We start from the raw sequence: 23,567 nt of genomic DNA on the forward strand, positions 1-23,567 counted from the left end.
CATCAGAGCGGCGGCAGCGGCCTTGAGGGCCGCGACGGCCGCCTGCGGTCGCGCCGCTGGCCCACCGGCTTCGGCGGCTTGCCCGGCCCTTCCTGCCCGAAGGCGAGCGTCCCCTTCACCCGCTCCACGCCGCCTGCCGTGACCACACCGCCCGCGGCCTTCTCGAGCTGCTCGACCATGCGCGCGATGCGGTCGGCCACGTTCTCGTTCGACAGCTTCTCGCGGAACAGCTCCACCATCAGCGGGAACGAGAACGGCGTGGGCCGCACGAGCGGCTTCAGCACCAGCCGCTGCGTGGTGATGCGCTCGAGGCTCGCGCGCAGGCGGCCGATCTCGAGCTCCTGCGCCAGCAGCTCCTGCTCGGCCTGCAGCAGCAGCCTGTTGCCGGGGTCGTACTTGCGGAACACCTCCCAGAAGAGCGACGACGAAGCCTGCAGCTGCTTGCTGCTGCGCTTCTCGCCCGGATAGCCCTGGTAGATGAGGCCCGAGACGCGAGCGATCTCGCGAAAGCGCCGCTGCGCCAGTTCGCCCGCGTTGAGCGATGCCAGCACCTCGTGCAGCAGCGCCGCGCGCTGGTCTTCGCCCTCGCCCTGCGGCAGCGTCAGCACCTGCGGCAGCAGCGCCGGCCAGTCGACCTCGGTCGCGCTCAGCAGCTCGAAGCCGTAGTCGTTGACCGCGATCGAGAAGGTGCGGGCCTCGTGCTGCGCGACGCGCCACGCCAGGAGGCTCGCGAGCCCGAGGTGCACATGCCGGCCCGCGAAGGGGTAGAGGAACAGGTGCGAGCCCTCGCGCGTGCTCAGCGTTTCGGCCAGGAGCGTCTGCGGCGTGGGCAGCGCCGACCACTGCTGCTGAATCTCCAGCAGCGGGCGCACGCACTGCAGCTCGGGCGAGTCGTAGCGCCCTTCGCCGGCCTGTGCGAGCTGCTGCACCACCGCGTCTGCCAGCGTGTTCGACAACGGCATGCGCCCGCCGCCCCAGCGCGGCACCGCGGCCCGCTTGCCGCTGGCGCGCCGCACCCAGGCCGTCATGTCGTGGATGCGCACGAGTTCGAGCAGGCGGCCGCCGAACAGGAAGCAGTCGCCAGGCTTCATGCGCGCGACGAAGCTCTCCTCCACGCTGCCGATCTTCGAGCCGCCGAGGTACTGCACCGAGATGCTCGCGTCGCTCACGATGGTGCCGATGTTCATGCGGTGCCGCCGCGCCAGGCGCGCATCCGGCACGCGCCACACGCCCTCGGCATCGGGCACCACGCGCTTGTAGTCCGGGTAGGCCGCGAGCGACGGTCCGCCCTGCGCCACGAACTCCAGGCACCACTGCCAGTTCTCGCGAGAGAGGTTCTCGTAGGCGGCCGTTCCCCGAACCTCCTCGTACAGGTCGTCGGGCACGAAACCGCCGCCCAGCGCCACCGTCACCAGGTGCTGCACCAGCACGTCGAGCGGCTGCTCGGGCGAATGGCGCGCCTCGATGTGCCCGGCCGCGATGGCGGTGCGCGCGGCAGAGCCTTCCACCATCTCCACGCTGTGCGTGGGCACGAGCGTGATGCGCGAAGGCCGCCCCGGCGCATGGCCCGACCGGCCCGCTCGCTGCAGCAGCCGCGCCACGCCCTTGGGCGAGCCGATCTGCAGCACGCGCTCCACCGGCAGGAAGTCCACACCCAGGTCGAGGCTGGAGGTGCAGACCACCGCCTTCAGCTCGCCGCTCTTCAGGCCCAGCTCTACCCACTCGCGCACCTCGCGGTCGAGCGAGCCGTGATGCAGCGCGATGAGGCCCGCCCACTCCGGCCTGGCCTCCAACATCGCCTGGTACCAGATCTCCGCCTGCGAGCGCGTGTTGGTGAAGACCAGGGTGGTGCTGCTCGCTGCGATCTCCTCGATCACCTGCGGCAGCATCGTGAGGCCCAGGTGCCCGCCCCATGGAAAGCGCTCGGCCACGCCGGGCAGCAGCGAATCGATGACGAGCTTCTTCGGCACCTGGCCCTGCACGAGCACGCCGTCCTCATGGCCCAGCAGCGCATGCATCGCCTCGTGCAGGTTGCCCAGCGTGGCCGACATGCCCCAGACCGCGAGGCCCGGGTTCCAGCGCCGCAGCCGCGCGAGCGCAAGCTGCACCTGCACGCCGCGCTTGTTGCCCAGCAGCTCGTGCCACTCGTCGACCACCGCCATGCGCACATGCCCGAGCACCTCGCGTGCATCGGCGCGCGCGAGCAGCAGCGAAAGGCTCTCGGGCGTGGTGACGAGCACCGTGGGCAGGCGCTGGTTCTGCGCGCTGCGCTCGGCCGACGTGGTGTCGCCGCTGCGCGCACCGGCGCTCCATGGATGCACCCGGGCGCCCAGGGCTTCGAGCGGCTGCTGCAGGGCCCTCAGCGTGTCGGCCGCCAGCGCGCGCATCGGCGTGAGCCACAGCACGGTGAGCGGATCGGCAACGGCCCGGGCGTTCGGCCGCGCATCCGACCGCTCATTCGCCGACGCGGCCGTCTTGCGCGCCCGCACGAAGGCCTGCAGCGCACCGAGCCACACCGCATAGGTCTTGCCCGCGCCGGTGGTGGCATGCAGCATGCCCGACCTGCCATCGGCGATCGCCTTCCAGACCTCGCGCTGGAACTTGAAGGGCTTCCATCCGCGCTCGGCGAACCATGCATCGAGCGCGGCCTTGACTGCCTTGCTCCTTCCCACTTCGGGGGAAGGTCGGGATGGGGGCAGGCGGACGTCGACGGGCAGCGCCTTCTCGGTGCGCCGCGCCCCCCCACCCCTGCCCTCCACCAGAGGGGGAGGGAGTGAAGACGGGGCTTCTGGATCGCTGCTCATTCAGGCAACAACGCCGCCAGCGTCTGAAGCGTGTCGGCCTCTTCCACCGGCTTGTCCTCGCGCCAGCGCAGCATGCGCGGAAAGCGCACCGCGATGCCGCTCTTGTGCCGCGTGCTGCGCGCGATGCCTTCGAAGCCGAGTTCGAACACCAGCGTGGGCTTCACGCTCTTCACCGGGCCGAAGCTCTCCACGGTGGTCTTGCGGATGATCGCGTCCACGCGCGCCATCTCGGCATCGGTGAGGCCCGAGTAGGCCTTGGCGAAGGGCACGAGCCTGCGGTCTTCCTGCCCGGGCGGGCCGTCCCACACCGCGAAGGTGTAGTCGCTGAAGAGGCTGGCGCGCCGGCCGTGGCCGCGCTGCGCGTAGATCAGCACCGCGTCGACGCTCAGCGGATCGATCTTCCACTTCCACCACACGCCCACGTCCTTGGTGCGGCCCACGCCGTACTGCGCGTCGCGGCGCTTGAGCATCATCCCTTCCACGCCCATGGCGCGCGCCGCTTCGCGCTGGCGCGCGAGGTCGGGCCAGTCGGCTCCGGCGAGCATCGGGCTGGGCAGCAGCGAGGGGTGGTCCATGCGCCCGACCAGTTCGTCGAGCAGCACGCGGCGCTCCGACTGCGGCAGCGCGCGCAGGTCGCGCCCCTCCCATTCAAGGATGTCGTAGACCAGCAGCACAACCGGTATGTCGCGCAGCAGCTTGGCGCCGAGCGTCTTGCGGCCGATGCGCTTCTGCAGCTCGGCGAAGGGCTGCACGCGGCCCTCGCGCCAGACGACGATCTCGCCGTCGAGCACCGTGCCGTCGGGCAGCGCCTCGCCGAGCGCGGCGAGTTCGGGGAAGCGCTCGGTCACCAGTTCCTCGCCGCGCGACCACACCCACACCGTGCCCGCGCGCGTCACCAGCTGCGCGCGGATGCCGTCCCACTTCCATTCGACGATCCAGTCCGAGGGCGGGCCCAGCACCGCGTCGAACTGCTCCAGCGGCAGGTTGAACGGATGCGCAAGGAAGAAGGGATAGGGCTGGCCGCTGGTCTTCTGCTCCTGCTCGGTGCCCGACTCCGGAGCGATGAGCGACTGGTAGTCGGCGGCCCGCGGCCTTCCTCCGATGTGCGTGTAGCCCATGAGCCGCTGCGCCACGCGCTTGGCGTCGATGCCGCCCACGGCCGCGAGCGCCTGCGTGACCTGCAGCTTCGACACGCCGACGCGGAACGCGCCGGTGATGAGCTTGAAGTACACCAGCCGCTCCTCGGGCGCGAGCTGCCGCCACTGCGCACGCAGGCGGTCGGCAAGCTCGTCGGGCGCGTTCTTCGCGGCGTCACGCAGCGGCAGCAGGTGCTGCTCGACCCATGCGGCAAGGCCCAGGTCGTGCGCGTCGGTGGGTGGCGGCAGCAGCAGCGCGATGGTCTCGGCCAGGTCGCCCACCGCGTCGTAGCTCTCGTCGAACAGCCACTCGGGCAGGCCCGCCGCCTCCTGCGCGAGCAGCCGCAGCAGCTTGACGGGCACCAGCTGGCGCGGCTTGCCGCCCGCGAGGAAGTAGACGGCCCAGGCCGCATCCGCCTGGTCGGCCTCGCGCAGGTAGCGCTGCAATGCGGCCTGCTTGGCGAGGTTCGACGTGCTGGCGTCGAGTTCGTGGTACAGCGCGGCGAAGGCCTTCACTGCATCTCTCCTTCCCCCTCTGAGGGAAGGTTGGGATGGGGGCTCTCGGCCTCCCCATCGAGCACCGCCTGCCCCCTCCCCTGCCCGCCCCCAGAGGAGGAGGAAGTCTCCTGATCATCTTCATCGCCGTACTCGGTCCTGAAGGATTGCGCGTCGAGCCCGTTCTCGGTGAGCCACCGCACCATCACCTGCACGCTGCCATGCGTGACGAACACGCGCTCGGCCCCGGTGCCGGCGATGGCCTGCTGCAGGCCGGGCCAGTCGGCGTGGTCGGACATCACGAAGCCCCGGTCCACGCCGCGCCGCCTGCGCGCGCCGCGCAGCTGCATCCAGCCGCTGGCGAAGGCGTCGGCGTAGTTGCCGAAGCGCTTCATCCATGGCGAGCCCTGCGCGGAAGGAGGCGCGAGCACCAGCGCGCGCTTCAGCAGTGCGGCATCGACGCCTTCGTCTCCCACGCGCAAGGTCGGCGGCAATGCCACGCCGGCCGCCCGGTAGACGGCATTGAGTGGCTCCACCGCGCCGTGCACGACGATGGGTCCGATGCTCGCGTCCACGCCGTGCAGGATGCGCTGCGCCTTGCCGAAGGCATAGCAGAACAGCACCGAGGCGCGACCGGCTTCGGCGTTGGCGCGCCACCATGCGTCGATCTGCGCGAACAGCACCGGCTGCGTGGGCCAGCGGTAGACCGGCAGGCCGAAGGTCGATTCGGTGATGAAGGTGTCGCAGGGCACCGGCTCGAACGGCGGGCAGGTGCCGTCGGGCTCGGTCTTGTAGTCGCCCGAGGCCACCCACACGCGCCCGCCGTGCTCGAGCCGCACCTGCGCCGAGCCCAGCACATGGCCCGCCGGATGCAGCGAGACGCGCACGCCGTGGTGCTCGATCACCTCGCCGTAGGGCAGCGTCTGCAGCGCGATGTCGCGGCCCAGGCGCGCGCGCAGCGTGCCGGCGCTGTCGGTGTGCGCGAGGTAGTGCCCGTGCCCGGCTCGCGCGTGGTCGGAATGCGCATGCGTGATGACGGCGCGCGCCACCGGCCGCCACGGGTCGATGTAGAAATCGCCGGGCGGGCAGTACAGGCCCTCGGGCCTGGCGACGACGAGGAGGTCTTCTTCCTGCTTTGCGGGAGGCATGGCCCGCCATCGTAGGCGCTGGCGGGCTTCTGCGCCGCCGTGCGCCGGGCGCAAAGCGTTGTGGGCGGGCGCCTACCCGCCGGCCCGACCCGGAACGCTAGGGGCGCCTGGGGCCGTTCTTCATCATGTCGAGCACGTTCATCTTCATGCCGTTGGGCATGACCATGTCGCCCGGCTTCTGGTCGGCCTTGCAGGGGCCGAGCCACCTGGCCTCCATGGCGCTCGTTCCTTCGGCGCGGCCCATCAGCGGCGGGCTGTAGGTGGACTTGCTCTCCATGCGGTAGGCGGTCTGGAAATCGCCGCTGATCACGGCGTGCGAGGTGGCCACCGTGTTGCCGATCTTGCAGACCGAGTCCATGACCAGCTTGCCGCCGTCCGAGCTCAGCGCCTGCTTGGAGCACATGTCCTTGCCCATGCCCTGGCCCATGTCGCGCAGCGCCTTGTCGGTGGCGGCGTCGATGCACTGCTGCACCGTGTGGGCGCCGCCGGGGCCGGCGGCCTTGCCCGCGGCTTCGCCCGCCTGGGTCCGGATTTCCCAGAGGCCAGGCTTGCGCGAGGGAAAGTCGAGCGCGAACGCGGGCGCAGCGACGAGGCCGGCGGCCAGGAAGGCCGCGATGCAGGCCCCGATGTCGGCTTCGACGGTGCACAGGCGAATCTTCATGGCGGTCTCCGGTTCCTTCGAGTGGCGAAGCCCGGGTTGTACCGTGCGCACCGCCGCGCCGGAATACCGCGATCGGCCTACGCCGGTGCGGCCGCCGCGGCGCGCTCGCGCGTGGCGAGGCCGAAAGCCACGCCCAGCGCCAGGCCGCCCAGCACGTCGATCAGCACATGCTGGCGCACCGCCATCGTCGAATAGACGATGCCCACGGCCCAGGCCACGTTGACGGCGCGCAGCCAGGCCGGCGCTCCCACCGCCCGCAGCTGGCGCGCCAGCACCACGCAGGTGAACACCGAGAACGACACGTGCAGCGACGGAAAGGCATTGCCCGCCGAATCGACCATCTTGAGGAACTGCAGCGAGGTGCCGGGCGTGGTCTCGACCGCGAAGTTGGGAATCGCCGTGGGCAGGAACCAGAACACGAGCAGCGCCAGCAGCGTCATCGCCGCGCAGCCCAGCGAGAAACCGACGAGCTCGCGCATGTCCCGGGCCAGCAGCACCGGCAGCGCGATGTAGCCCCACAGCGAGAGATACACCGGCAGCAGCCAGGGCCAGAAGGCGATGAGCCCGTCGATGGGCGTGAGGGGCAGCACCCAGGCCTGGCCCGCGTTCCTCATGATCCAGAAGTACAGCGGGAAGAAGCCGAGCGTGGCGACGGTATTGCCGACCAGCTTCAGCGGGAACAGCGTGATGCAGCGCCTCCACAGGCCCGCGAGCCATGGCGGCAGCATCGATGGAGGCGATGCTGCAGAAGACGACGAAGAAGAGGTGGAGGACGTGGCGTCGGACGCGGGAGGTGTCATGGAAGCCCGGGCAGCGCGCCGCGCGCTACCAGGGCGTCCACTTTAATTCGCTTTTCGCCGAAGCCACCGTGCGTTCGATGAAGCGCACGCCGCGCGCGCCGTCCTCCACGCGCGGGTAGTCGGCCGCCAGCGGATCGGCCGGCCGGCCCGCGAGCCTGGCGCGGATGTCCGCCGCCACGCCCGCGTACACGTTCGCGAAGGCCTCGATGAAGCCTTCCGGGTGCCCCGCCGGCAGCCGGCTCGCGCGCTTGGCGGATTCGCACAGCCATGGCGCGCCGCGCGTGAGCACCTGCAGCGGTCCGTCGTGCGGCAGGTGCACCAGCCGGCTCGGCTGCTCCTGGTGCCATTCGAGCGTGCCCAGCGTGCCCGACACGCGCAGGCGCAGGTCGTTCTCCAGGCCGGTGTTGATCTGCGAGGCCACCAGCACGCCACGCGCGCCGCCCTCGAAGCGCAGCAGCAGGCTGCCGTCGTCGTCGAGCATGCGGCCCGGCACCAGCGCGCCGAGGTCGGCGCACAGGCTCTCGATGCGCAGGCCGGTGACGGTGGCCACCAGGTTCTCGGCATGCGAGCCGATGTCGCCGATGGCGCCCGCAGCGCCGCTGCGTGCGGGGTCGGTGCGCCAGTCGGCCTGCTTGTTGCCGCCGCCGGCTTCGACATGGCTCGCGAGCCAGCCCTGGTTGTATTCGACGACGACCTTGCGCACCTCGCCGATCAGGCCCGAGCGCACCATCTCGCGCGCCTGCCGGACCATCGGGTAGCCGGTGTAGTTGTAGGTGACGCCGAAGACCGTGCCCTTCTCCGCGACGGTGGCGACCAGCGCGTCGGCCTGCTCGCGCGTGTGCACCAGCGGCTTGTCGCACACCACGTGGAAACCCGCTTCGGCGAAGGCCTGAGCCACCGGAAAGTGCACGTGGTTGGGCGTGACGATCGACACGAAGTCGATGCGCTCGTCCTCGGGCCGCTTCAGCTCGTCGGCCAGGAGCTCTTGCCAGTCGCCGTGGTTGCGCCCGTCGGCCAGGCCGAGGTCGCGGCCCGAGGCGCGCGCCTTCTCGGGGCTGGACGAGAGCGCGCCCGCGACGAGCTCGATCTGCCCGTCGAGCGCCATGGCCTTGCGGTGCACGGCGCCGATGAAGGCGTCGCGGCCGCCGCCGACCATGGCGTAGCGCAGTTTGCGAGGAGGTGTGTCTGTCATCGATCGTCTCGGCGTTTCCGGAAACTGTTCCCTCTCCCCTTGGGGAGAGGGCTAGGGTGAGGGTGGCGGCACTTGCGCACGCACCGTTTTCGCCGGCACCGCTGGCCCTCACCCCAACCCTCTCCCCCAGGGGGAGAGGGAGCAAGGCGGGCCTGCCGCTTCAGAACATCAGAACGGCGAATTGGGGTGGTAGAAGTCCTTGGCGTTTTCCTTGGTGATGAGCACCGAAGGAATGATCGTGGTCGCCGGCAGCTTCTCGCCCTTCAGCCGCGCCTCGGCCGTGAGCTTGATCGCGTCGTAGATGAACTTGGGCGAGTAGCTCACGTCGGCCGTGATGCGCGGGTCCTTGCCGTCCATGATGGTCTTGACCATGCCCTTGGCGCCCGCGCCGCCGAAGATGATCTTGATGTCGTCGCGCTTGGCCTGCTCGACGGCCTTGAGCACGCCCACGGCCATGTCGTCGTCGGCGGCCCAGATGGCGTCGATGTTCTTGAAGCGCGTGAGGTAGTCCTGCGTGACCTTGAAGGCGTCGTCGCGGTTCCAGTTGGCGTACTTGGCATCGAGCAGCTTGATGTCGGGGCTGCTCTTGAGCACCGCGTTGAAGGCGTCCATGCGCTCGTTGTCCAGCGTGGTCGCGATGCCGCGCAGCGCCACCACGTTGCCCTTGCCGTTGAGCTGCTTCACGATGTATTCGGCCGGGATCTTGCCGAAGGCGGTGTTGTCGCCGGCCACGTACGCATCCTGCGCGCTGGTGTCGGTGAGGCCGCGGTCCACCACCGTCACGTAGGCGCCCTTGGCCTTGACCTGGGCCACCGGCTTGGTCAGCGCGGCCGACTCGAAGGGGAACACGACCAGCGCGTTGATCTTGGTGACCGTCGAGAGGTCCTGCAGCTGGTTGGCCTGCTCGGGCGCGTTGGCGGCCGTCTTGATGGTGATCTTCAGGTCCTTGTGTTCCTTCTCCAGGTCCTTCTTCGCCTGGTTGGCCCAGTAGTTGATGCCGCCCATGAAGCTGTGCGTGGCCGCGGGAATCGAAACGCCGAGGTTGACCTTCTCCGCGGCGAGCGCGGGCAGGCTGGCGAACGCTGCGGCGGCAACCGCCGTGAGAGCGAGGCGTCGGGTGAAAGTCGTCATGCTGGATGTCTCCTTGTGGTTGATGAGGGAACGGGAACGGAAAACTGAGCCGATGACCGGTTCGCGCCACGCCGCGGAACCGGCTTCGACGGGCCGCCGGTGTTGCTCCTGTCGAGGGGGTGGCGCATCGACACGAAGCGCGCGAAGCCTGGGGGAGAGTTCATCTCCTGCCTCTTTGGAGGAACGCCACGATGATGATCACGAAGCCCTGCACCGCCGCGTTGAGGTACACGCTGATGATGCTGGTGAGGTTCAGGATGTTGCTGATGACCGATAGCAGGATTGCGCCCACCACCGTGCCGGTGATGCTGCCCGCGCCGCCCTTGAGCGCGGTGCCGCCGACGATCACCGCCGCAATGGCTTCCAGCTCCCACAGCAGGCCGGTGGTCGGCGAGGCCGAGCCCAGCCGCGGCACGTACAGCAGCGTCGCAATGCCCACGCACACGCCGAGCAGCACGTAGGTGAGGATCTTCACGCGGTCGACGTCCACCGCCGCGTAGCGCGCCACCTGCTCGTTCGAGCCGATGGCCTGTACGTAGCGGCCGTAGGCCGTGCGGTTGAGGATGAGGCCGCCCACGACGGCGACGATCACGAACACCCACACCGGCACCGGGATGCCGGCGAGGCTCGCGTAGTACACGGGCGCGTAGAGATCGGACAGGTCGTTGTCGAGCGTGAGCGCGCCGCCGTCGGCGAAGTACGTGAGGTATGCGCGGAAGATGCCCAGCGTGCCCAGCGTCACGATGAAGGGTTCGATGCGCCCCTTGGTGATGAGCAGCCCGTGCGCCAGCCCGAACACCGCGCCGAGCACCACCGCGAGCACCGCGCCCATCACCACCGCCAGCAGCGGCGAGCCCGAGGCCGGCCCGGCCCAGTTGATGAACATGATCACGCTGCCGGCGATCAGCGCCGCCATCGAACCCACCGACAGGTCGATGCCGCCCGAGATGATCACGAAGCACATGCCCACCGCGATGATGCCGATGAAGGCCGTGCGCGTGAGCACGTTCATCGCGTTGTCGAGGGTCGCGAAGTCGCCGTTCAGCAGCGTGCCGGCGATGCACAGCAGCACCAGGCCGATGACGGGGCCGAGCCCGTGCAGGCGCTCGGTCCAGCGCGGCTTCGCCTCGCTGCGGTGCGTGGTTTCGGCGGAATCGGTAGGGGAAGCCATGTCTTATCGATTCGTTGGGGCATGCAATTGCGACTCGGCAGCGAGCTCAGCGAAGCTCGTTCGGGGAACACCGCGGAACCGGCTTTGCCGGGCCGCTGGTGTTGCCCCCTGCAAGGGGGTTGGCGTAGCGACACGAAGTGCGCGCAGCCTGGGGGTTAGCTCATCTGGTTCCGGTGGCATGAGCGATCAGCTCCTCTTCTGTCAGATGGTCGGCGTCGAGCGTGGCGACGATGCGGCCCGCGCGCATCACTGCGACGCGGTGGCACAGGCCGATCAGCTCCATCAGCTCCGACGAGACGACGATCACCGCGAGCCCTTCGCGGGCGAGTCGCTGGATCAGGAAATAGATGTCGCGCTTGGCGCCCACGTCGACGCCGCGCGTGGGCTCGTCGAGCACCACCACCTTGGGCCTGGGCTGCAGCACCTTGGCGAGCGCGAGCTTCTGCTGGTTGCCGCCCGACAGGGACGAGGCCTTCACGTTGAGCGAACCGGTGCGGATGCCGTAGTCCTTCACCGCCTCGGCCAGCGCACCGCGCTCGGCCTCCGGCTTGAGCCAGGGTTGCGCGTAGCGCTCCAGCGCCATCAGGGTGAGGTTCTGGCGCAGGCCGAAGTCGACGTGCAGGCCCTTGCCCTTGCGGTCTTCGCTCAGGTAGGTGAGGCCGTGCCGCGCCGCATCGCGCGGATTGCGCCAGCCCTTGCCGTGCGCGACGGGCTTGCCGAGCATCTCGACGCTGCCGCCGCTGGCGGGCCGCAGGCCGAGCAGGCCCTCGAAAAGTTCGGTGCGGCCGGCGCCGACGAGGCCCGCGAAGCCGAGGATCTCGCCGGGGCGCACCTCGAAGCTCGCGTCCTGCGCCCAGCCCGGCACGCTGAAGCCCTGCACGCGCATGGCGGGTGCGCTTGCGGTGGTCACCGGGTCGCGCGGCGGGTAGAGGTCGGCCAGCTCGCGGCCCACCATCAGGTTGGCCATCTGCTGGCGCGTGACCTCGGCCGTCGGCGCGCGCGCGACGAAGCGGCCGTCGCGCATGACGATGACATCGTCGGTCACCTGCTCCACCTCGTCGAGCTTGTGCGAGATGTAGACGATGGTCACGCCGTCGGCGCGCAGCTGGGCGATGAGCCTGAACAGGCGCTCCGTCTCGCCGGGCGTGAGCGTGGCGGTCGGCTCGTCCATCACGAGCAGACGGGCACGGCGCGCGATGGCCTTCGCGATCTCGACGAGCTGCTTCTCCGCGACGATGAGCCTGCGCACCTTGGTACGCGGGTCGATGTTCAGGCCGACCGCCGCGAGCGCGGCGGCGGCATCGCGCTCCATGGCGACGTCGTCGAGCAGCCAGCCCTTCGAGGAAGCGCCGGGCCGCCCCAAGCTTCCTTGCTCCCCTCGGGGGGCGGACGGCGCGAAGCGACGGCCCAGGGGCCACATCTTCTTCTCGTGGCCCAGGAAGATGTTCTGGGCCACGTTCAGGTCCTCGGCGAGGTTGAACTCCTGGTGGATCAGCACGATGCCCAGCGCCTCGGCATCGCGCGAACTCGCGAACTGCTGCGGCTGCCCGTTGATCTTCAGCGTGCCGCCGCTGGGCGACTCGTAGCCCGCGAGGATCTTCATCAACGTGGACTTGCCCGCGCCGTTCTCGCCGAGCAGGCCGTAGACGCGGCCGGGTGCCAGCGCGAAGCTCACGCCGTGCAGCACCTGCACCGGACCGAAGGCCTTCACGATGCCGTCGAACTCGACGGCGACGCTGCCCTTGTCCGTCGCCTGGCTGGCGGCCGTGCCCATCATGGCGCCACCCCTCGGGCCTTCAGGGTTTCCTGCATCGCGAGCACCCCGGCGCCGATCACGCCGCCCTGCATGCCCAGCGGCGTGTACTGGATTTCCAGGTGCCGCGTCGAAAGCGCCAGCGAGCGCTGGTACACGCTCTGCCGCACGGCAGCCAGGAACAGCGGCCCGATGCGCGTGATGCCGCCGCCGATGAACACATGCGAGGGATTGAAGAAGTTGACGACCGACGCGAGCATCTGCCCGATCAGGCTGCCCGCGCGCTGGATGATCGCGTTGGCGGCCGTGTCGCCGCCCCGGCTGGCCTGGCCCACGTCGATCGCGTCGATGCGACCGTGCTGGCGCAGCACCTCGGCCAGCGCGGCGCTCTCGCCCGCTTCCGCGGCCTGCACCGCCATGCGCGTGATCGCCGGTCCGGCGGCCATCGCCTCGACGCAGCCGAGGTTGCCGCAATGGCAGCGCGGACCCTCCTGGTCGACGCAGATGTGGCCCACGTCGCCGGCCGAACCGGCGGCGCCGCGGTACACCTCGCCGTGGCACACGATGCCGCAGCCGATGCCGGTACCGATCTTGATGACGAGGAAGTTCTGCAGCGAGCGCCTGAGGCGCCACAGTTCGCCGAGCGCCATCAGGTTCACGTCGTTGTCGACGAAGACGGGAGCGGCGTAGTCCTCACGCAGGTAGTCGCGGATCGAGAAGCTGTCCCAGGCGGGCATCAGCGGCGGATTGACGAGCTGGCCGATCTCGAAGTTGACCGGGCCGGGCACGCCGATGCCGATGCCGAGCACGTCCTTCGCGGTGTGGCCGCAGCGCGCCAACAGCTCGCGCATCAGCACGCGCACTCGGGCCAGCACGACCGCCGGCCCTTCGCGCACGTCGGCGGGTTCGTCGTGCTGGACGAGCACGCTGAGGTCGGGGCGCAGCACGGCCACGTCGAGGCTGGTGGCGCCGATGTCGACGCCGACGAGCACGCCGAGCCCGGCATGCAGCTGGAGGTTTTCGGGGCGGCGCCCGCCCGAGGAGCGCTGCAGGCCGGCCTCGGCGAGCAGGCCCTGGTCGACGAGACCGGCGATCAGCCCGTTGGCCTTGCTCTTGGAAAAGCCCAGCTGCTCCGCCATGGCATGGCGCGAACCGCCGGCCGACCAGAAGGTCGTTTCCAGCAAACGCATCTCGTCCGCAGTGATGCCACTCCAGGGTGCCACGCGCCTTGTCTCCAGTGTTCTTGTCTTGCGCCAACGGTCAGGCCGCCGGGCGAAGGCGAATACTAGGTGGCAGGCTTCAGCCGGACAAGGCCAAACTTCGACCTTATCGAGGTCAAAGTCGATTGCTTCCGAAGGATCGCAGGACGAAAAAAAGCCGCCTCGAGGGCGGCTTTCTTGTGCTCCAGCGAAGGGAGCTTACTTCTTCTGACGGTACTTGCGCAGCGCCGCGATCTGGGCGGCCATCACGGCCAGCTCGGATTGGGCCATCGCGATGTCGATGTCGCTCTTCGCGTTCTTCAGCGCTTCTTCGGCTGCGGCCTTGGCCTGGTTGGCCTTCTCGTCGTCGAGATCCTTGCCGCGGATCGCGGTGTCGGACAGCACGGTGACGGCGTTCGGCTGCACTTCGAGGATGCCGCCGGCCACGAAGACGAACTCTTCCTTGCCGTCGGCGGTTTCGATGCGCACGGCGCCGGGGCGGATGCGCGTGATCAGCGGGGTGTGGCGCGGGAAGATGCCGAGCTCACCGGCTTCACCGGGCAGCGCGACGAACTTGGCTTCGCCCGAGAAGATCGACTCTTCCGCGCTGACCACGTCCACATGAATGGTGCCTGCCATGGTGATTCCTTCTTAAGCGACCTTCTTGGCCTTCTCGAACGCTTCGTCGATGGTGCCGACCATGTAGAACGCCTGCTCGGGCAGGTGGTCGGCTTCGCCGTTCACGATCATCTTGAAGCCGCGGATGGTTTCCGCCAGCGGCACGTACTTGCCGGGCGAGCCCGTGAACACTTCGGCCACGTGGAACGGCTGCGACAGGAAACGCTGGATCTTGCGGGCACGGGCCACGGCCAGCTTGTCTTCCGGAGCCAGTTCGTCCATGCCCAGAATGGCGATGATGTCGCGCAGTTCCTTGTAGCGCTGCAGCGTGCCCTGCACGGCGCGGGCCACGTTGTAGTGCTCTTCGCCGACCACGTTCGGGTCGAGCTGGCGCGAGGTCGAGTCCAGCGGGTCCACGGCGGGGTAGATACCCAGCGAAGCGATGTCACGCGACAGCACCACGGTGGAGTCCAGGTGGGCGAAGGTGGTGGCGGGCGACGGGTCGGTCAAGTCGTCGGCAGGCACGTACACGGCCTGGATCGAGGTGATCGAGCCGACCTTGGTCGACGTGATCCGCTCCTGCAGGCGGCCCATTTCCTCGGCCAGCGTCGGCTGGTAGCCCACGGCGGAAGGCATGCGGCCCAGCAGAGCCGACACTTCGGTACCGGCCAGCGTGTAGCGGTAGATGTTGTCCACGAAGAACAGAACGTCACGGCCTTCGTCGCGGAACGACTCGGCGATGGTCAGGCCGGTCAGCGCCACGCGCAGACGGTTGCCCGGGGGTTCGTTCATCTGGCCGTAGACCATGGACACCTTCGAGTCCTCGAGCTTCTCGAGGTTCACGACGCCCGAATCGGCCATCTCGTGATAGAAGTCATTGCCTTCGCGGGTACGTTCGCCCACGCCTGCGAACACCGACAGACCCGAGTGAGCCTTGGCGATGTTGTTGATGAGTTCCATCATGTTCACGGTCTTGCCCACGCCGGCGCCGCCGAACAGACCCACCTTGCCGCCCTTGGCGAACGGGCAGACCAGGTCGATCACCTTGATGCCGGTTTCCAGCAGGTCCTGCGAGGGCGACAGTTCGTCGTATGCGGGAGCCTTGCGGTGGATCGAAGCGGTGAGCTCCTGGCCCACGTCGCCGCGCTCGTCGATCGGACGGCCGAGCACGTCCATGATGCGGCCGAGGGTGGCCTTGCCGACCGGCACGGTGATGGGAGCGCCGGTGTTGGTCACGATCAGGCCGCGACGCAGACCGTCGGACGAGCCCAGTGCAATGGTGCGCACCACGCCGTCGCCGAGCTGCTGCTGAACTTCGAGGGTCAGCCCGCCGCCTTCGAACTTCAAGGCGTCGTAGACCTTGGGCATCTGGTCACGCGGGAACTCCACGTCGACCACGGCGCCGATACATTGGACAATTTTTCCTTCAGCCATGGCGTTTCCTTCTGGATGGATCTCAATAAATTTGCGACAGGTTCTTGCAGAAGCGTCCTGCTGCCAAAACGGGCCGCTTGTGCAAGAAAGCCGGGCGGGCCGGCATCCTTGAATTTCTCTTTGCCTTGCAGTCTTCGCTGTCTAGTTCTTCATCAGCACTTCATGGCCGTCGCCTGAGCGGCGAAGGCGTCCGAAGCGGCCTTGCAGGCCTGGCCCAGGGCGGCCTTGTCGGCGCCCATCGAAGCCCAGGTGGCCTTCGTCTGATCGAGGCTTGCCTTCATGGCGTCGGCAGCTGCACCGCTTTGCGAAGCGACGCAGGTCTGGACCTTCGCCAGGTAGTCGTTGCATTCCTGCGGCAGGTCGGCGGAGGCCGTCGGCGCTGCGGCGGGAGCTGCCGCCGGCGCTGCTGCAGGAGCAGGCGCGGGAGCCGGAGCGGGCGCAGCAGGTGCAGCGGCGGGAGCAGCCGGTGCAGGTGCAGGCGCCTCTTCCTTCTTGGAACAGGCGGTCAGTGCGGCGGCAACGGCCACCAGAGCAAGCATCTTCTTCATTTTGCGCAGAGTCCCCTAAATAAAGGCCTTGGGTTACCGGGGACGCGAAACGCCCCCGATCAGCAACGCGGCCTGTTGCATTGCTTCAATCAAACGCCTGCGGCAGCGGCCGCGCCGGACACGATTTCCGACAGTTCCTTCGTGATGCCGGCCTGGCGGGTCTTGTTGTAGACCAGCTTCAGCTCGTTGATCACGTTGCCTGCGTTGTCGGTCGCGGCCTTCATGGCCACCATGCGCGCCGAGTGCTCGGACGCCATGTTCTCGGCCACGGCCTGGTAGACCAGCGATTCCACGTAGCGCACCAGCAGCTCGTCGATCACGCTCTGTGCATCGGGCTCGTAGATGTAGTCCCACGAGTGATGCGCCGGATCGGCCTGCAGCGTCTCGGCCTTCAGCGGCAGCAGCTGCTCCACCATCGGCTCCTGCTTGATGGTGTTGATGAACTTCGTGTAGCACAGGTACACCGCCGACAGCTTGCCTTCGGCGTAGGCGTCCAGCAGCGTCTTGACCGGCCCGATGAGCTTGTCCAGATGCGGCGTGTCGCCCAGCTGCGTCACATGGGCCACCACGCGCGCGCCGATGCGGTTCAGGAAACCCAGCCCCTTGTTGCCGATGGCGACCGACTCGACCACGTTGCCCGCTGCTTGCGCTTCGCGCAGCTTGCCGGTGACGGCACGCAGCAGGTTGGTGTTCAAGCCGCCGCACAGGCCCTTGTCGCTGGTCACGATGATGAAGCCGACGCCCTTGGCGTCGCTCGTCTTCATGAAAGCGTGGGTGTACTCCGGGTTCGCCTTGCCGAGGTTGGCTGCGATGTTGCGGATCTTTTCGCTGTAGGGGCGAGCGGCGCGCATGCGATCCTGCGCCTTGCGCATCTTGGAAACCGAGACCATTTCCATGGCCTTGGTGATCTTCTTGGTGTTTTCCACCGATTTGATCTTGCCGCGGATTTCCTTACCAGCTGCCATGAGAGCTCCTTCTTGCGTCGGTCAAGGCGTCGATCAGGCGAACGACTTCTTGAACGCGGTGACGGCTGCCAGCAGTTCGGCTTCCGATTCCTTGTCCAGAGCCTTGGCCTTCTCGATCTTGTCGAGCAGCGCGGCGTGGCTGGACTTCAGGAACTGGTGCAGGCCGTGCTCGAAAGGCAGCACCTGCTTGATCTCGAGGTCGTCCATGAAGCCCTTGTTCACGGCGAACAGCGACGCACCCATCAGCGAGATCGGCAGCGGGCTGTATTGCGGCTGCTTCAGCAGTTCGGTCACGCGGGCACCGCGGTCGAGCTGCTTGCGGGTGGCTTCGTCGAGGTCGGAAGCGAACTGCGCGAACGCAGCCAGTTCACGGTACTGGGCCAGGTCGGTACGGATACCGCCCGACAGGCTCTTGATGATCTTCGTCTGGGCCGACGAACCCACGCGCGACACCGAGATACCGGCGTTGATGGCGGGGCGGATACCTGCGTTGAACAGGTTGGTTTCCAGGAAGATCTGGCCGTCGGTGATCGAGATCACGTTGGTCGGAACGAAGGCGGACACGTCGCCGGCCTGCGTTTCGATGATCGGCAGCGCGGTCAGCGAACCGGTCTTGCCCTTGACTTCACCCTTGGTGAAGGCTTCGACGTAGTCGGCGTTCACGCGGGCTGCGCGCTCGAGCAGACGGCTGTGGAGGTAGAACACGTCGCCGGGGTAGGCTTCGCGGCCCGGGGGACGGCGCAGCAGCAGCGACACCTGGCGGTAGGCGACGGCCTGCTTCGACAGGTCGTCATAGACGATCAGCGCGTCTTCGCCGCGGTCGCGGAAGTATTCGCCCATCGTGCAGCCCGAGTAGGCCGCGACGTATTGCATGGCTGCCGATTCGGAAGCGGATGCCGCGACCACGATCGTGTAGTCCATGGCGCCAGCTTGTTCCAGGGCGCGCACCACGTTCTTGATCGACGAAGCCTTCTGGCCGATCGCGACGTAGACGCAGGTCATGTTCTGACCCTTCTGGTTGATGATCGCGTCGATCGCCACGGCCGTCTTGCCGGTCTGGCGGTCGCCGATGATCAGCTCGCGCTGGCCGCGGCCCACGGGCACCATCGAGTCGATGGACTTCAGGCCGGTCTGCATCGGCTGGTCGACCGACTTGCGGGCGATCACGCCCGGTGCGACCTTCTCGATCACGTCCGTCATCTTGGCGTTGACCGGACCCTTGCCGTCGATCGGCTGGCCCAGGGCGTTCACCACGCGGCCGACGAGCTCGGGGCCCACCGGCACTTCCAGGATGCGGCCCGTGCACTTGACGGTGTCGCCTTCGGAGATGTGCTCGTACTCGCCCAGAATCACGGCGCCCACCGAGTCGCGCTCGAGGTTCAGTGCCAGGCCGAACGACGGGACGCCGTCGGCAGTGGCGGGGAACTCCAGCATTTCGCCCTGCATCGCGTCGGACAGGCCGTGGATGCGCACGATGCCGTCGGTCACCGACACCACGGTGCCTTCGTTGCGGATGTTGGCGCTGACCCCGAGGCCCTCGATGCGGCTCTTGATCAGCTCGGAAATTTCTGCGGGATTGAGTTGCATGACTCTTTCCTTCTTTCTTTGTAAGGGGCCGGGAGCCGTCAGGCCACCAGCGCAACTTTCATTTGTTCAAGGCGCGCTTTGACGGAGGTGTCGAGCACCTCGTCGCCGACCACCACACGGATGCCGCCGATCAGTTCAGGCTCTTGGCGAACCGTGACCTGGAGCTTGCGACCGAAGCGCTTCTCGAGCGCGGCAGACACATTGGCCAATGCAGCGTCCTCGATCGGGAAGGCGCTGTAGACCACTGCGTCGGACGAGCCGCTTTGCGCGTTGGCGAGTGCCCGGAACTGCTTCGCAATTTCCGGCAGCACCGAAAAGCGCCCGTTCTCGAGGAGTGCGGACAGGAAGTTCTGGGCAGGAGCGGCCAGCGGTGCACCGAATGCACCGGCGACCACGCCGATCACCTGTTCGGCCGTGGCCTTGGGGTTGTCGGCGAACTGCTGGAGCTCCGGATTGGCCGCGATGGCGGCAATCTTTTCGAGCCAGGCGCTGGTTCCGGCCACGTCGGACGACGATGCCTTGAAGAGCGCCTCGGCGTAGGGGCGTGCGATGGTGGCGAGTTCTGCCATGGCTTCTATCAGAGTTCGGTCTGCAGACGGGCGAGCAAATCGGCGTGAACGCCCGCATTCACTTCCTTGCGCAGGATCTGCTCTGCGCCCTTGACTGCCAGTGCCGCCACCTGCTCGCGCAGGGCTTCACGGGCCTTCAGTGCCTGCTGTTCGGCTTCAGCGCGTGCGGCTGCAACGATCTTGTTGCCTTCCTCGGTCGCGCGGGCCTTGGCCTCTTCAACGATGGCCTGGGCGCGACGTTCGGCGTCGGCAAGACGTTGTGCGGACTCGTTGCGGGCCTGGCCCAGCTCGGCTTCCACGCGCTTGTTGGCGGCGGACAGCTCGGACTTGGCCTTGTCGGCTGCAGCGAGGCCTTCGGCGATCTTCGCAGCGCGTTCGTCAAGCGCCTTCGCGATCGGCGGCCACACGTACTTCATCGTGAACCCGACCAGGATCAGGAACACGATCATCTGAACGATCAGGGTACCGGTAATGCTCACTTTTCACCCTCTCTATGGGATTGAATCGAAGCCATTCGCTAGCAGGGCCAGGGAACGACGACGCAGGTCCGACGAGAAAGACTTACTTCGGCAGGTTGGCGATTTGCGACAGGAACGGGTTGGCCGTTGCGAACCACAGGGCGATACCGGTGCCGATAATGAACGCGGCGTCGATCAGGCCGGCCAGCAGGAACATCTTGGTTTGGAGTTCACCCATGAGTTCGGGCTGACGTGCGGCCGACTCGAGGTACTTGCTGCCCATGATGCCGATGCCGATACATGCGCCCACAGCGCCCAGACCGATGATCAGGCCGGCGGCCAGTGCAACAAAGCTAATAACTTCCATGATGACTCCTAGAGGACTTTGGTTGAAGAGAAAAACAAAAACAAGAACGAAAGCAACTGATCAGTGGTGATCGTGGGCCTGGCCGATGTAGACCAGCGCCAGCATCATGAACACGAAGGCCTGCAACGTGATGATCAGGATGTGGAAGATGGCCCAGGCCGTGCCCGCGATGATGTGGCCGATGGCCAGGCCGATGCCGGTGGCCGACAGCGACCAGGCACCGCCCATCAGGGCGATCAGCAGGAAGATCAGTTCGCCGGCGTACATGTTGCCGAACAGCCGCATGCCGTGCGAAACGGTCTTGGCGACGAACTCGATCAGCTGCATGGCGAAGTTGAAGGGGTACAGCGCCCAGTGGTTGCCGAAGGGTGCGGTGAACAGCTCGTGCACCCAGCCGCCCAGGCCCTTGATCTTGACGTTGTAGTAGAGGCAGACCAGCAGCACGGCGACCGACATGCCCATCGTCACCGAGAGGTCGGCGGTGGGCACGACGCGCAGGTAGGCGTGGTGCGGGTCTTCACCGGCGAGGTGGAAGATCTTGGCCCAGATCGCCGGGAACAAATCGACCGGGAACAGGTCCATTGCGTTCAGCAGGAAGATCCACACGAAGATCGTGAGCGCCAGCGGGGCCACGAACTTGCGGCTGGTGGCGTTGTGGACGATGCCCTTGGCCTGCTGGTCGACCATTTCGACGAGCAGTTCGACAGCCGCTTGAAAACGGCCAGGAACACCCGAAGTGGCCTTGCGGGCAGCCAGCCAGAGCAGCCAGCAACCCAGGATGCCGAGCGTGATCGAGAAGAAGAGAGAGTCGAAGTTGAAAACCGAGAAGTCGGCCACACCTCCAGGCTTGGAGCTTTGCAGGTGCGTCAAATGGTGAATGATGTATTCACCAGCGGTCTGACCATGTTCCGCAGCGTTTTCAGCAGCCATTCGGTTACTCGTCTCTCAGTTTCCGGCGCCGGGGCGAGAACATCACCGCCAACCAGGCCGCCTTCATTGTCACCACCAGGCCGACCAGCATTGCTGGCCAGCTCAGCGCCGTAATCAGCCTCGGCGCGGCGATCAGCATCGCCACGGACAAGGCCATCTTGACCATTTCCCACAGGAAGAACCCGAACACCGCAGTGCCCGGATTCAGGGAGGAAAACCGGCCGGTCAGCCCCCGCGCGAAAACCGCCGACGGGACAACCACCGCGATCGCGCCGTAAGCGGCGGACCACCCCAGATTTTGCCTCCCCGTCAGTCCCCAGGCAGCCAGAGCCACCACCAGACCGACAACCAACTGACCCGCGATCACCCGCCACGGGGAGATCGATGGGTTCTTTGCTCGCAGCTCACGCGCCTCGTCGGCGGTCAGCGGCTTGAATTCTGCGTCGAGGCCTTCAGGGGCCTCCGAGTCATGACGGGCGATTGTTTTCATTTCGAATGAAGCCCGGATGACGACCCAGAATTTCTACAAAGCCATTGATTATAAGTAAAAACCCAGCCTGTCCCGCCACCTGTGGTGTCGCACACGCAAAACGGCGCCGCATTCCCTGACCGGAGCCCGACGTGGCGTGCGCAACCATAATTCCGGCATGCACCCTATCACCGACGCCCTCCCCGCCACGCTTTGTTACCTCGATGGCGAATACACCGCACTGCGCGACGCGAAGATCAGCGTCCTCGACCGCGGCTTCATTTTCGGCGACGGTGTGTACGAATACGTCCCCGTCTACCTCGGACAGCCCTTCTGTTTCGAGGAGCACATGGCCCGCCTCGACCGCTCCCTCGCCGAGCTTCAGATCGAGAACCCCCTGTCGCTCGCACAGTGGCGCGAGATCGTGATGCGCCTGGTGGCACCCGCTGGCGAGGCGCCGCAGTCGGTGTACTTCCAGGTGACGCGCGGCGTGGCACCGCGTGACCATGCGATGGTTCGTGGCCTGCGCCCCACGGTGTTCGTGATGGTGAACCCGCTGCCACCCATCTCCGACGCCGTCCGCGCCAAGGGCGTGGCCTGCGTCACCGCGGCCGACTTCCGCTGGCAGAAGGCGCACATCAAGAGCACCAGCCTGCTGGGCGCCGTGCTCGCGCGTCAGATCAGCGTGGAGGCCGGCGCAGCCGAAACCATCATGTTCCGCGACGGCTGGCTCAGCGAGGCTTCGTCGAGCAACGTGTGGATCGTGAAGGACGGCAAGCTGATGGGCCGGCCCAAGAACAACCTCGTGCTCACCGGCATCCGCTACGGCCTCTTCGAGCGCATGAGCAGGACGCTCGGCATTCCGTTCGAGCTGCGCCCCATCTCGCGCGAGGAAGTGTTCGCCGCCGACGAAGTACTGATCTCCTCGGCCAGCAAGGAGCTGCTGCCGGTCGTCACGCTCGACGGCAGGCCTATTGGCAATGGCCGCCCCGGCCCCATCTACGAGAGCTTGTACCAGGCCTACCAGGAGGCCAAGGTACACAACGCGCGCAAGCAGCAAGAGCAGAAACACGGAGCCCCGGCATGACCGACAGCAACACCCCCGCCACCGAAACCACCTCAATCCCCGATCCGCGCAAGGAATCGCTGATCGAGTACCCCTCGCAGTTCCCGATCAAGGTGATGGGCGCCAAGGTCGACGGGTTCGTGCATGCCGTCACGCAGATCGCCGAACGCTTCGACCCGACCTTCGACGCCACCACCGTCGAGCTGCGCGACAGCAAGGCCGGCAACTACCTCGGCGTGACCATCACCGTCACGGCCACAAGCCGCGAGCAGCTCGACGACCTGTATCGCGCGCTGTCCTCGCACCCGATGGTCAAGGTCGTGCTTTGAGCTGCAAGCCGTTCGCGCGGCAGGCCACGCAATGACAGACACAGCCGCCATCGCCGTTCCGGCCGTCGAGCCGGTCGCGCTGGGCCGCGTCGACTACGCCGACACCTTCGCGGCGATGAAGCAGTTCACGCTCGAGCGCACGCCCGAGACGCCCGATGCGCTATGGATTTGCGAGCACGATCCGGTCTTCACGCAAGGCATCGCGGGCAAGCAGGACCACATCCTGAACCCCGGCGCCATCCCCGTCGTGCAGACCGACCGGGGCGGCCAGGTCACCTTCCACGGCCCCGGCCAAGTGGTGGCCTATCCGCTGATCGACCTGCGGCGCGCGGGCTACTTCGTCAAGGAGTACGTCTACCGCATCGAGGAATCGGTGCTGCGCACGCTGGCTCACTTCGGCGTCACGGGCCACCGCGTGGCGGGCGCGCCGGGCATCTACGTGCGGCTGGACGACCCGTTCTCGCACGCGGCGCTGACCGGCCCCATGCCCGCGGCCGACCCGTTCCGCGGGCTCGGCAAGATCGCGGCGCTGGGTATCAAGGTGAGCCGGCACGCCACCTATCACGGTGTGGCGCTCAACGTGCGGATGGACCTCGAACCCTTCTCGCGCATCAACCCTTGCGGCTACGCGGGGCTGCAGACGGTCGATCTTTCTACAATCGGCATCCAAACCACATGGGAAGAAGCCGCCTCGGTGCTGGGCCAGAAGCTCTGCACCTTCCTGGCGCCTTGACACA

At 67.4% G+C, this 23,567-nt stretch carries 23 protein-coding genes; 3 read left to right on the top strand and 20 right to left on the bottom strand.

The annotated features are described in order from the left end of the window. Positions 1 to 2: 2 nt before the first annotated feature. The 20 genes from FHY06_RS30950 to FHY06_RS31045 form a co-directional block, all read right to left on the bottom strand. Positions 3 to 2,804 (bottom strand): ligase-associated DNA damage response DEXH box helicase, encoded by a 2,802-nt coding sequence (locus FHY06_RS30950; protein WP_184607340.1) that lies wholly within the window; start codon positions 2,802 to 2,804, stop codon positions 3 to 5. Next, a complete protein-coding gene (locus tag FHY06_RS30955) occupies positions 2,801 to 4,456 on the bottom strand; it encodes an ATP-dependent DNA ligase (protein ID WP_184607341.1) in 1,656 nt (551 codons plus the stop codon). Before FHY06_RS30955 ends, FHY06_RS30950 begins: the two co-directional genes overlap by 4 nt. Further along, positions 4,453 to 5,583 carry a ligase-associated DNA damage response exonuclease gene (locus FHY06_RS30960; protein ID WP_184607342.1) on the bottom strand — a complete coding sequence of 377 codons (1,131 nt, stop codon included), beginning with the start codon at positions 5,581 to 5,583 and terminating at the stop codon, positions 4,453 to 4,455. Before FHY06_RS30960 ends, FHY06_RS30955 begins: the two co-directional genes overlap by 4 nt. Before the next feature lie 97 nt (positions 5,584 to 5,680). Next, the gene (locus FHY06_RS30965) at positions 5,681 to 6,244 is read right to left on the bottom strand and encodes a DUF3617 family protein (RefSeq protein ID WP_184607343.1); all 564 of its coding nucleotides are present in this window, start codon (positions 6,242 to 6,244) and stop codon (positions 5,681 to 5,683) included. A gap of 77 nt (positions 6,245 to 6,321) precedes the next feature. Beyond that, positions 6,322 to 7,044 (bottom strand): phosphatase PAP2 family protein, encoded by a 723-nt coding sequence (locus FHY06_RS30970; RefSeq protein ID WP_165924625.1) that lies wholly within the window; start codon positions 7,042 to 7,044, stop codon positions 6,322 to 6,324. Positions 7,045 to 7,069: 25 nt separating this feature from the next. Next, positions 7,070 to 8,236 (bottom strand): Gfo/Idh/MocA family protein, encoded by a 1,167-nt coding sequence (locus FHY06_RS30975; RefSeq protein WP_184607344.1) that lies wholly within the window; start codon positions 8,234 to 8,236, stop codon positions 7,070 to 7,072. 168 nt (positions 8,237 to 8,404) lie between these two features. After that, a complete protein-coding gene (locus FHY06_RS30980; protein WP_019657630.1) occupies positions 8,405 to 9,367 on the bottom strand; it encodes a substrate-binding domain-containing protein in 963 nt (320 codons plus the stop codon). Between the two features lie 160 nt (positions 9,368 to 9,527). Continuing rightward, entirely contained in the window at positions 9,528 to 10,538 is a 1,011-nt protein-coding gene (locus FHY06_RS30985) for an ABC transporter permease (RefSeq protein WP_019657631.1), read from the bottom strand. 160 nt (positions 10,539 to 10,698) lie between these two features. Further along, positions 10,699 to 12,312, bottom strand: coding sequence for a sugar ABC transporter ATP-binding protein (locus FHY06_RS30990; RefSeq protein ID WP_184607368.1), 1,614 nt, complete (start codon positions 12,310 to 12,312; stop codon positions 10,699 to 10,701). Continuing rightward, positions 12,312 to 13,481, bottom strand: a complete 1,170-nt coding sequence (locus tag FHY06_RS30995) for an ROK family protein (protein ID WP_126185948.1) — start codon at positions 13,479 to 13,481, stop codon at positions 12,312 to 12,314. The genes FHY06_RS30990 and FHY06_RS30995 overlap by 1 nt, the downstream gene beginning before the upstream one ends. Before the next feature lie 228 nt (positions 13,482 to 13,709). Further along, positions 13,710 to 14,129 (bottom strand): F0F1 ATP synthase subunit epsilon, encoded by a 420-nt coding sequence (locus tag FHY06_RS31000; protein ID WP_019657634.1) that lies wholly within the window; start codon positions 14,127 to 14,129, stop codon positions 13,710 to 13,712. A gap of 12 nt (positions 14,130 to 14,141) precedes the next feature. Then, positions 14,142 to 15,542: a F0F1 ATP synthase subunit beta gene (gene atpD / locus FHY06_RS31005; RefSeq protein WP_019657635.1), complete on the bottom strand. Its 1,401-nt coding sequence runs from the start codon at positions 15,540 to 15,542 to the stop codon at positions 14,142 to 14,144. 152 nt (positions 15,543 to 15,694) lie between these two features. Continuing rightward, positions 15,695 to 16,090 carry a hypothetical protein gene (locus FHY06_RS31010; protein ID WP_019657636.1) on the bottom strand — a complete coding sequence of 132 codons (396 nt, stop codon included), beginning with the start codon at positions 16,088 to 16,090 and terminating at the stop codon, positions 15,695 to 15,697. A gap of 89 nt (positions 16,091 to 16,179) precedes the next feature. Beyond that, positions 16,180 to 17,055: a F0F1 ATP synthase subunit gamma gene (gene atpG / locus FHY06_RS31015; protein ID WP_019657637.1), complete on the bottom strand. Its 876-nt coding sequence runs from the start codon at positions 17,053 to 17,055 to the stop codon at positions 16,180 to 16,182. Positions 17,056 to 17,088: 33 nt separating this feature from the next. Continuing rightward, positions 17,089 to 18,642, bottom strand: a complete 1,554-nt coding sequence (gene atpA, locus FHY06_RS31020) for a F0F1 ATP synthase subunit alpha (protein ID WP_019657638.1) — start codon at positions 18,640 to 18,642, stop codon at positions 17,089 to 17,091. A 38-nt stretch (positions 18,643 to 18,680) separates the two neighbouring features. Further along, positions 18,681 to 19,211: a F0F1 ATP synthase subunit delta gene (locus FHY06_RS31025; protein WP_019657639.1), complete on the bottom strand. Its 531-nt coding sequence runs from the start codon at positions 19,209 to 19,211 to the stop codon at positions 18,681 to 18,683. 8 nt (positions 19,212 to 19,219) lie between these two features. Beyond that, positions 19,220 to 19,690 carry a F0F1 ATP synthase subunit B gene (locus tag FHY06_RS31030; RefSeq protein ID WP_019657640.1) on the bottom strand — a complete coding sequence of 157 codons (471 nt, stop codon included), beginning with the start codon at positions 19,688 to 19,690 and terminating at the stop codon, positions 19,220 to 19,222. Between the two features lie 82 nt (positions 19,691 to 19,772). Further along, complete coding sequence (gene atpE / locus FHY06_RS31035) at positions 19,773 to 20,036, bottom strand: F0F1 ATP synthase subunit C (RefSeq protein ID WP_019657641.1); 264 nt, start codon at positions 20,034 to 20,036, stop codon at positions 19,773 to 19,775. 60 nt (positions 20,037 to 20,096) lie between these two features. Further along, positions 20,097 to 20,966 carry a F0F1 ATP synthase subunit A gene (gene atpB, locus FHY06_RS31040; protein ID WP_019657642.1) on the bottom strand — a complete coding sequence of 290 codons (870 nt, stop codon included), beginning with the start codon at positions 20,964 to 20,966 and terminating at the stop codon, positions 20,097 to 20,099. Positions 20,967 to 20,970: 4 nt separating this feature from the next. Next, a complete protein-coding gene (locus FHY06_RS31045) occupies positions 20,971 to 21,456 on the bottom strand; it encodes an ATP synthase subunit I (protein ID WP_132755155.1) in 486 nt (161 codons plus the stop codon). 157 nt (positions 21,457 to 21,613) lie between these two features. Between FHY06_RS31045 and FHY06_RS31050 the strand changes: the two genes are divergently transcribed. From FHY06_RS31050 to lipB, 3 genes are read left to right on the top strand one after another with little or no spacing between them, the layout of a single operon-like run. Further along, positions 21,614 to 22,522, top strand: a complete 909-nt coding sequence (locus FHY06_RS31050; protein WP_184607345.1) for a D-amino acid aminotransferase — start codon at positions 21,614 to 21,616, stop codon at positions 22,520 to 22,522. Next, positions 22,519 to 22,830: a YbeD family protein gene (locus tag FHY06_RS31055; RefSeq protein ID WP_019657645.1), complete on the top strand. Its 312-nt coding sequence runs from the start codon at positions 22,519 to 22,521 to the stop codon at positions 22,828 to 22,830. Before FHY06_RS31050 ends, FHY06_RS31055 begins: the two co-directional genes overlap by 4 nt. Positions 22,831 to 22,861: 31 nt before the next feature. Beyond that, on the top strand, positions 22,862 to 23,563 hold the full coding sequence (lipB, locus tag FHY06_RS31060; protein ID WP_126185938.1) for a lipoyl(octanoyl) transferase LipB: 702 nt from the start codon (positions 22,862 to 22,864) through the stop codon (positions 23,561 to 23,563). Positions 23,564 to 23,567 lie beyond the last annotated feature (4 nt).

It is taken from the genome of Variovorax atrisoli, from assembly GCF_014195185.1.
GTDB classification, from domain to species: Bacteria; Pseudomonadota; Gammaproteobacteria; order Burkholderiales; family Burkholderiaceae_C; genus Variovorax; species Variovorax atrisoli.

What these genes read in the sequence shown, in the direction of transcription:
- FHY06_RS30970 (WP_165924625.1), bottom strand. Translation starts at nt 7,044, where the DNA reads ATGACACCTCCCGCGTCCGACGCCACGTCCTCCACCTCTTCTTCGTCG.
- atpD (WP_019657635.1), bottom strand. Translation starts at nt 15,542, where the DNA reads ATGGCTGAAGGAAAAATTGTCCAATGTATCGGCGCCGTGGTCGACGTG.
- atpA (WP_019657638.1), bottom strand. Translation starts at nt 18,642, where the DNA reads ATGCAACTCAATCCCGCAGAAATTTCCGAGCTGATCAAGAGCCGCATC.
- FHY06_RS31010 (WP_019657636.1), bottom strand. Translation starts at nt 16,090, where the DNA reads ATGAAGAAGATGCTTGCTCTGGTGGCCGTTGCCGCCGCACTGACCGCC.
- atpG (WP_019657637.1), bottom strand. Translation starts at nt 17,055, where the DNA reads ATGGCAGCTGGTAAGGAAATCCGCGGCAAGATCAAATCGGTGGAAAAC.
- FHY06_RS30975 (WP_184607344.1), bottom strand. Translation starts at nt 8,236, where the DNA reads ATGACAGACACACCTCCTCGCAAACTGCGCTACGCCATGGTCGGCGGC.
- FHY06_RS31025 (WP_019657639.1), bottom strand. Translation starts at nt 19,211, where the DNA reads ATGGCAGAACTCGCCACCATCGCACGCCCCTACGCCGAGGCGCTCTTC.
- FHY06_RS30980 (WP_019657630.1), bottom strand. Translation starts at nt 9,367, where the DNA reads ATGACGACTTTCACCCGACGCCTCGCTCTCACGGCGGTTGCCGCCGCA.
- FHY06_RS30950 (WP_184607340.1), bottom strand. Translation starts at nt 2,804, where the DNA reads ATGAGCAGCGATCCAGAAGCCCCGTCTTCACTCCCTCCCCCTCTGGTG.
- lipB (WP_126185938.1), top strand. Translation starts at nt 22,862, where the DNA reads ATGACAGACACAGCCGCCATCGCCGTTCCGGCCGTCGAGCCGGTCGCG.
- FHY06_RS31055 (WP_019657645.1), top strand. Translation starts at nt 22,519, where the DNA reads ATGACCGACAGCAACACCCCCGCCACCGAAACCACCTCAATCCCCGAT.
- FHY06_RS30985 (WP_019657631.1), bottom strand. Translation starts at nt 10,538, where the DNA reads ATGGCTTCCCCTACCGATTCCGCCGAAACCACGCACCGCAGCGAGGCG.
- FHY06_RS30995 (WP_126185948.1), bottom strand. Translation starts at nt 13,481, where the DNA reads ATGCGTTTGCTGGAAACGACCTTCTGGTCGGCCGGCGGTTCGCGCCAT.
- FHY06_RS30965 (WP_184607343.1), bottom strand. Translation starts at nt 6,244, where the DNA reads ATGAAGATTCGCCTGTGCACCGTCGAAGCCGACATCGGGGCCTGCATC.
- FHY06_RS30960 (WP_184607342.1), bottom strand. Translation starts at nt 5,583, where the DNA reads ATGCCTCCCGCAAAGCAGGAAGAAGACCTCCTCGTCGTCGCCAGGCCC.
- atpE (WP_019657641.1), bottom strand. Translation starts at nt 20,036, where the DNA reads ATGGAAGTTATTAGCTTTGTTGCACTGGCCGCCGGCCTGATCATCGGT.
- FHY06_RS30990 (WP_184607368.1), bottom strand. Translation starts at nt 12,312, where the DNA reads ATGGGCACGGCCGCCAGCCAGGCGACGGACAAGGGCAGCGTCGCCGTC.
- atpB (WP_019657642.1), bottom strand. Translation starts at nt 20,966, where the DNA reads ATGGCTGCTGAAAACGCTGCGGAACATGGTCAGACCGCTGGTGAATAC.
- FHY06_RS31000 (WP_019657634.1), bottom strand. Translation starts at nt 14,129, where the DNA reads ATGGCAGGCACCATTCATGTGGACGTGGTCAGCGCGGAAGAGTCGATC.
- FHY06_RS31045 (WP_132755155.1), bottom strand. Translation starts at nt 21,456, where the DNA reads ATGAAAACAATCGCCCGTCATGACTCGGAGGCCCCTGAAGGCCTCGAC.
- FHY06_RS31050 (WP_184607345.1), top strand. Translation starts at nt 21,614, where the DNA reads ATGCACCCTATCACCGACGCCCTCCCCGCCACGCTTTGTTACCTCGAT.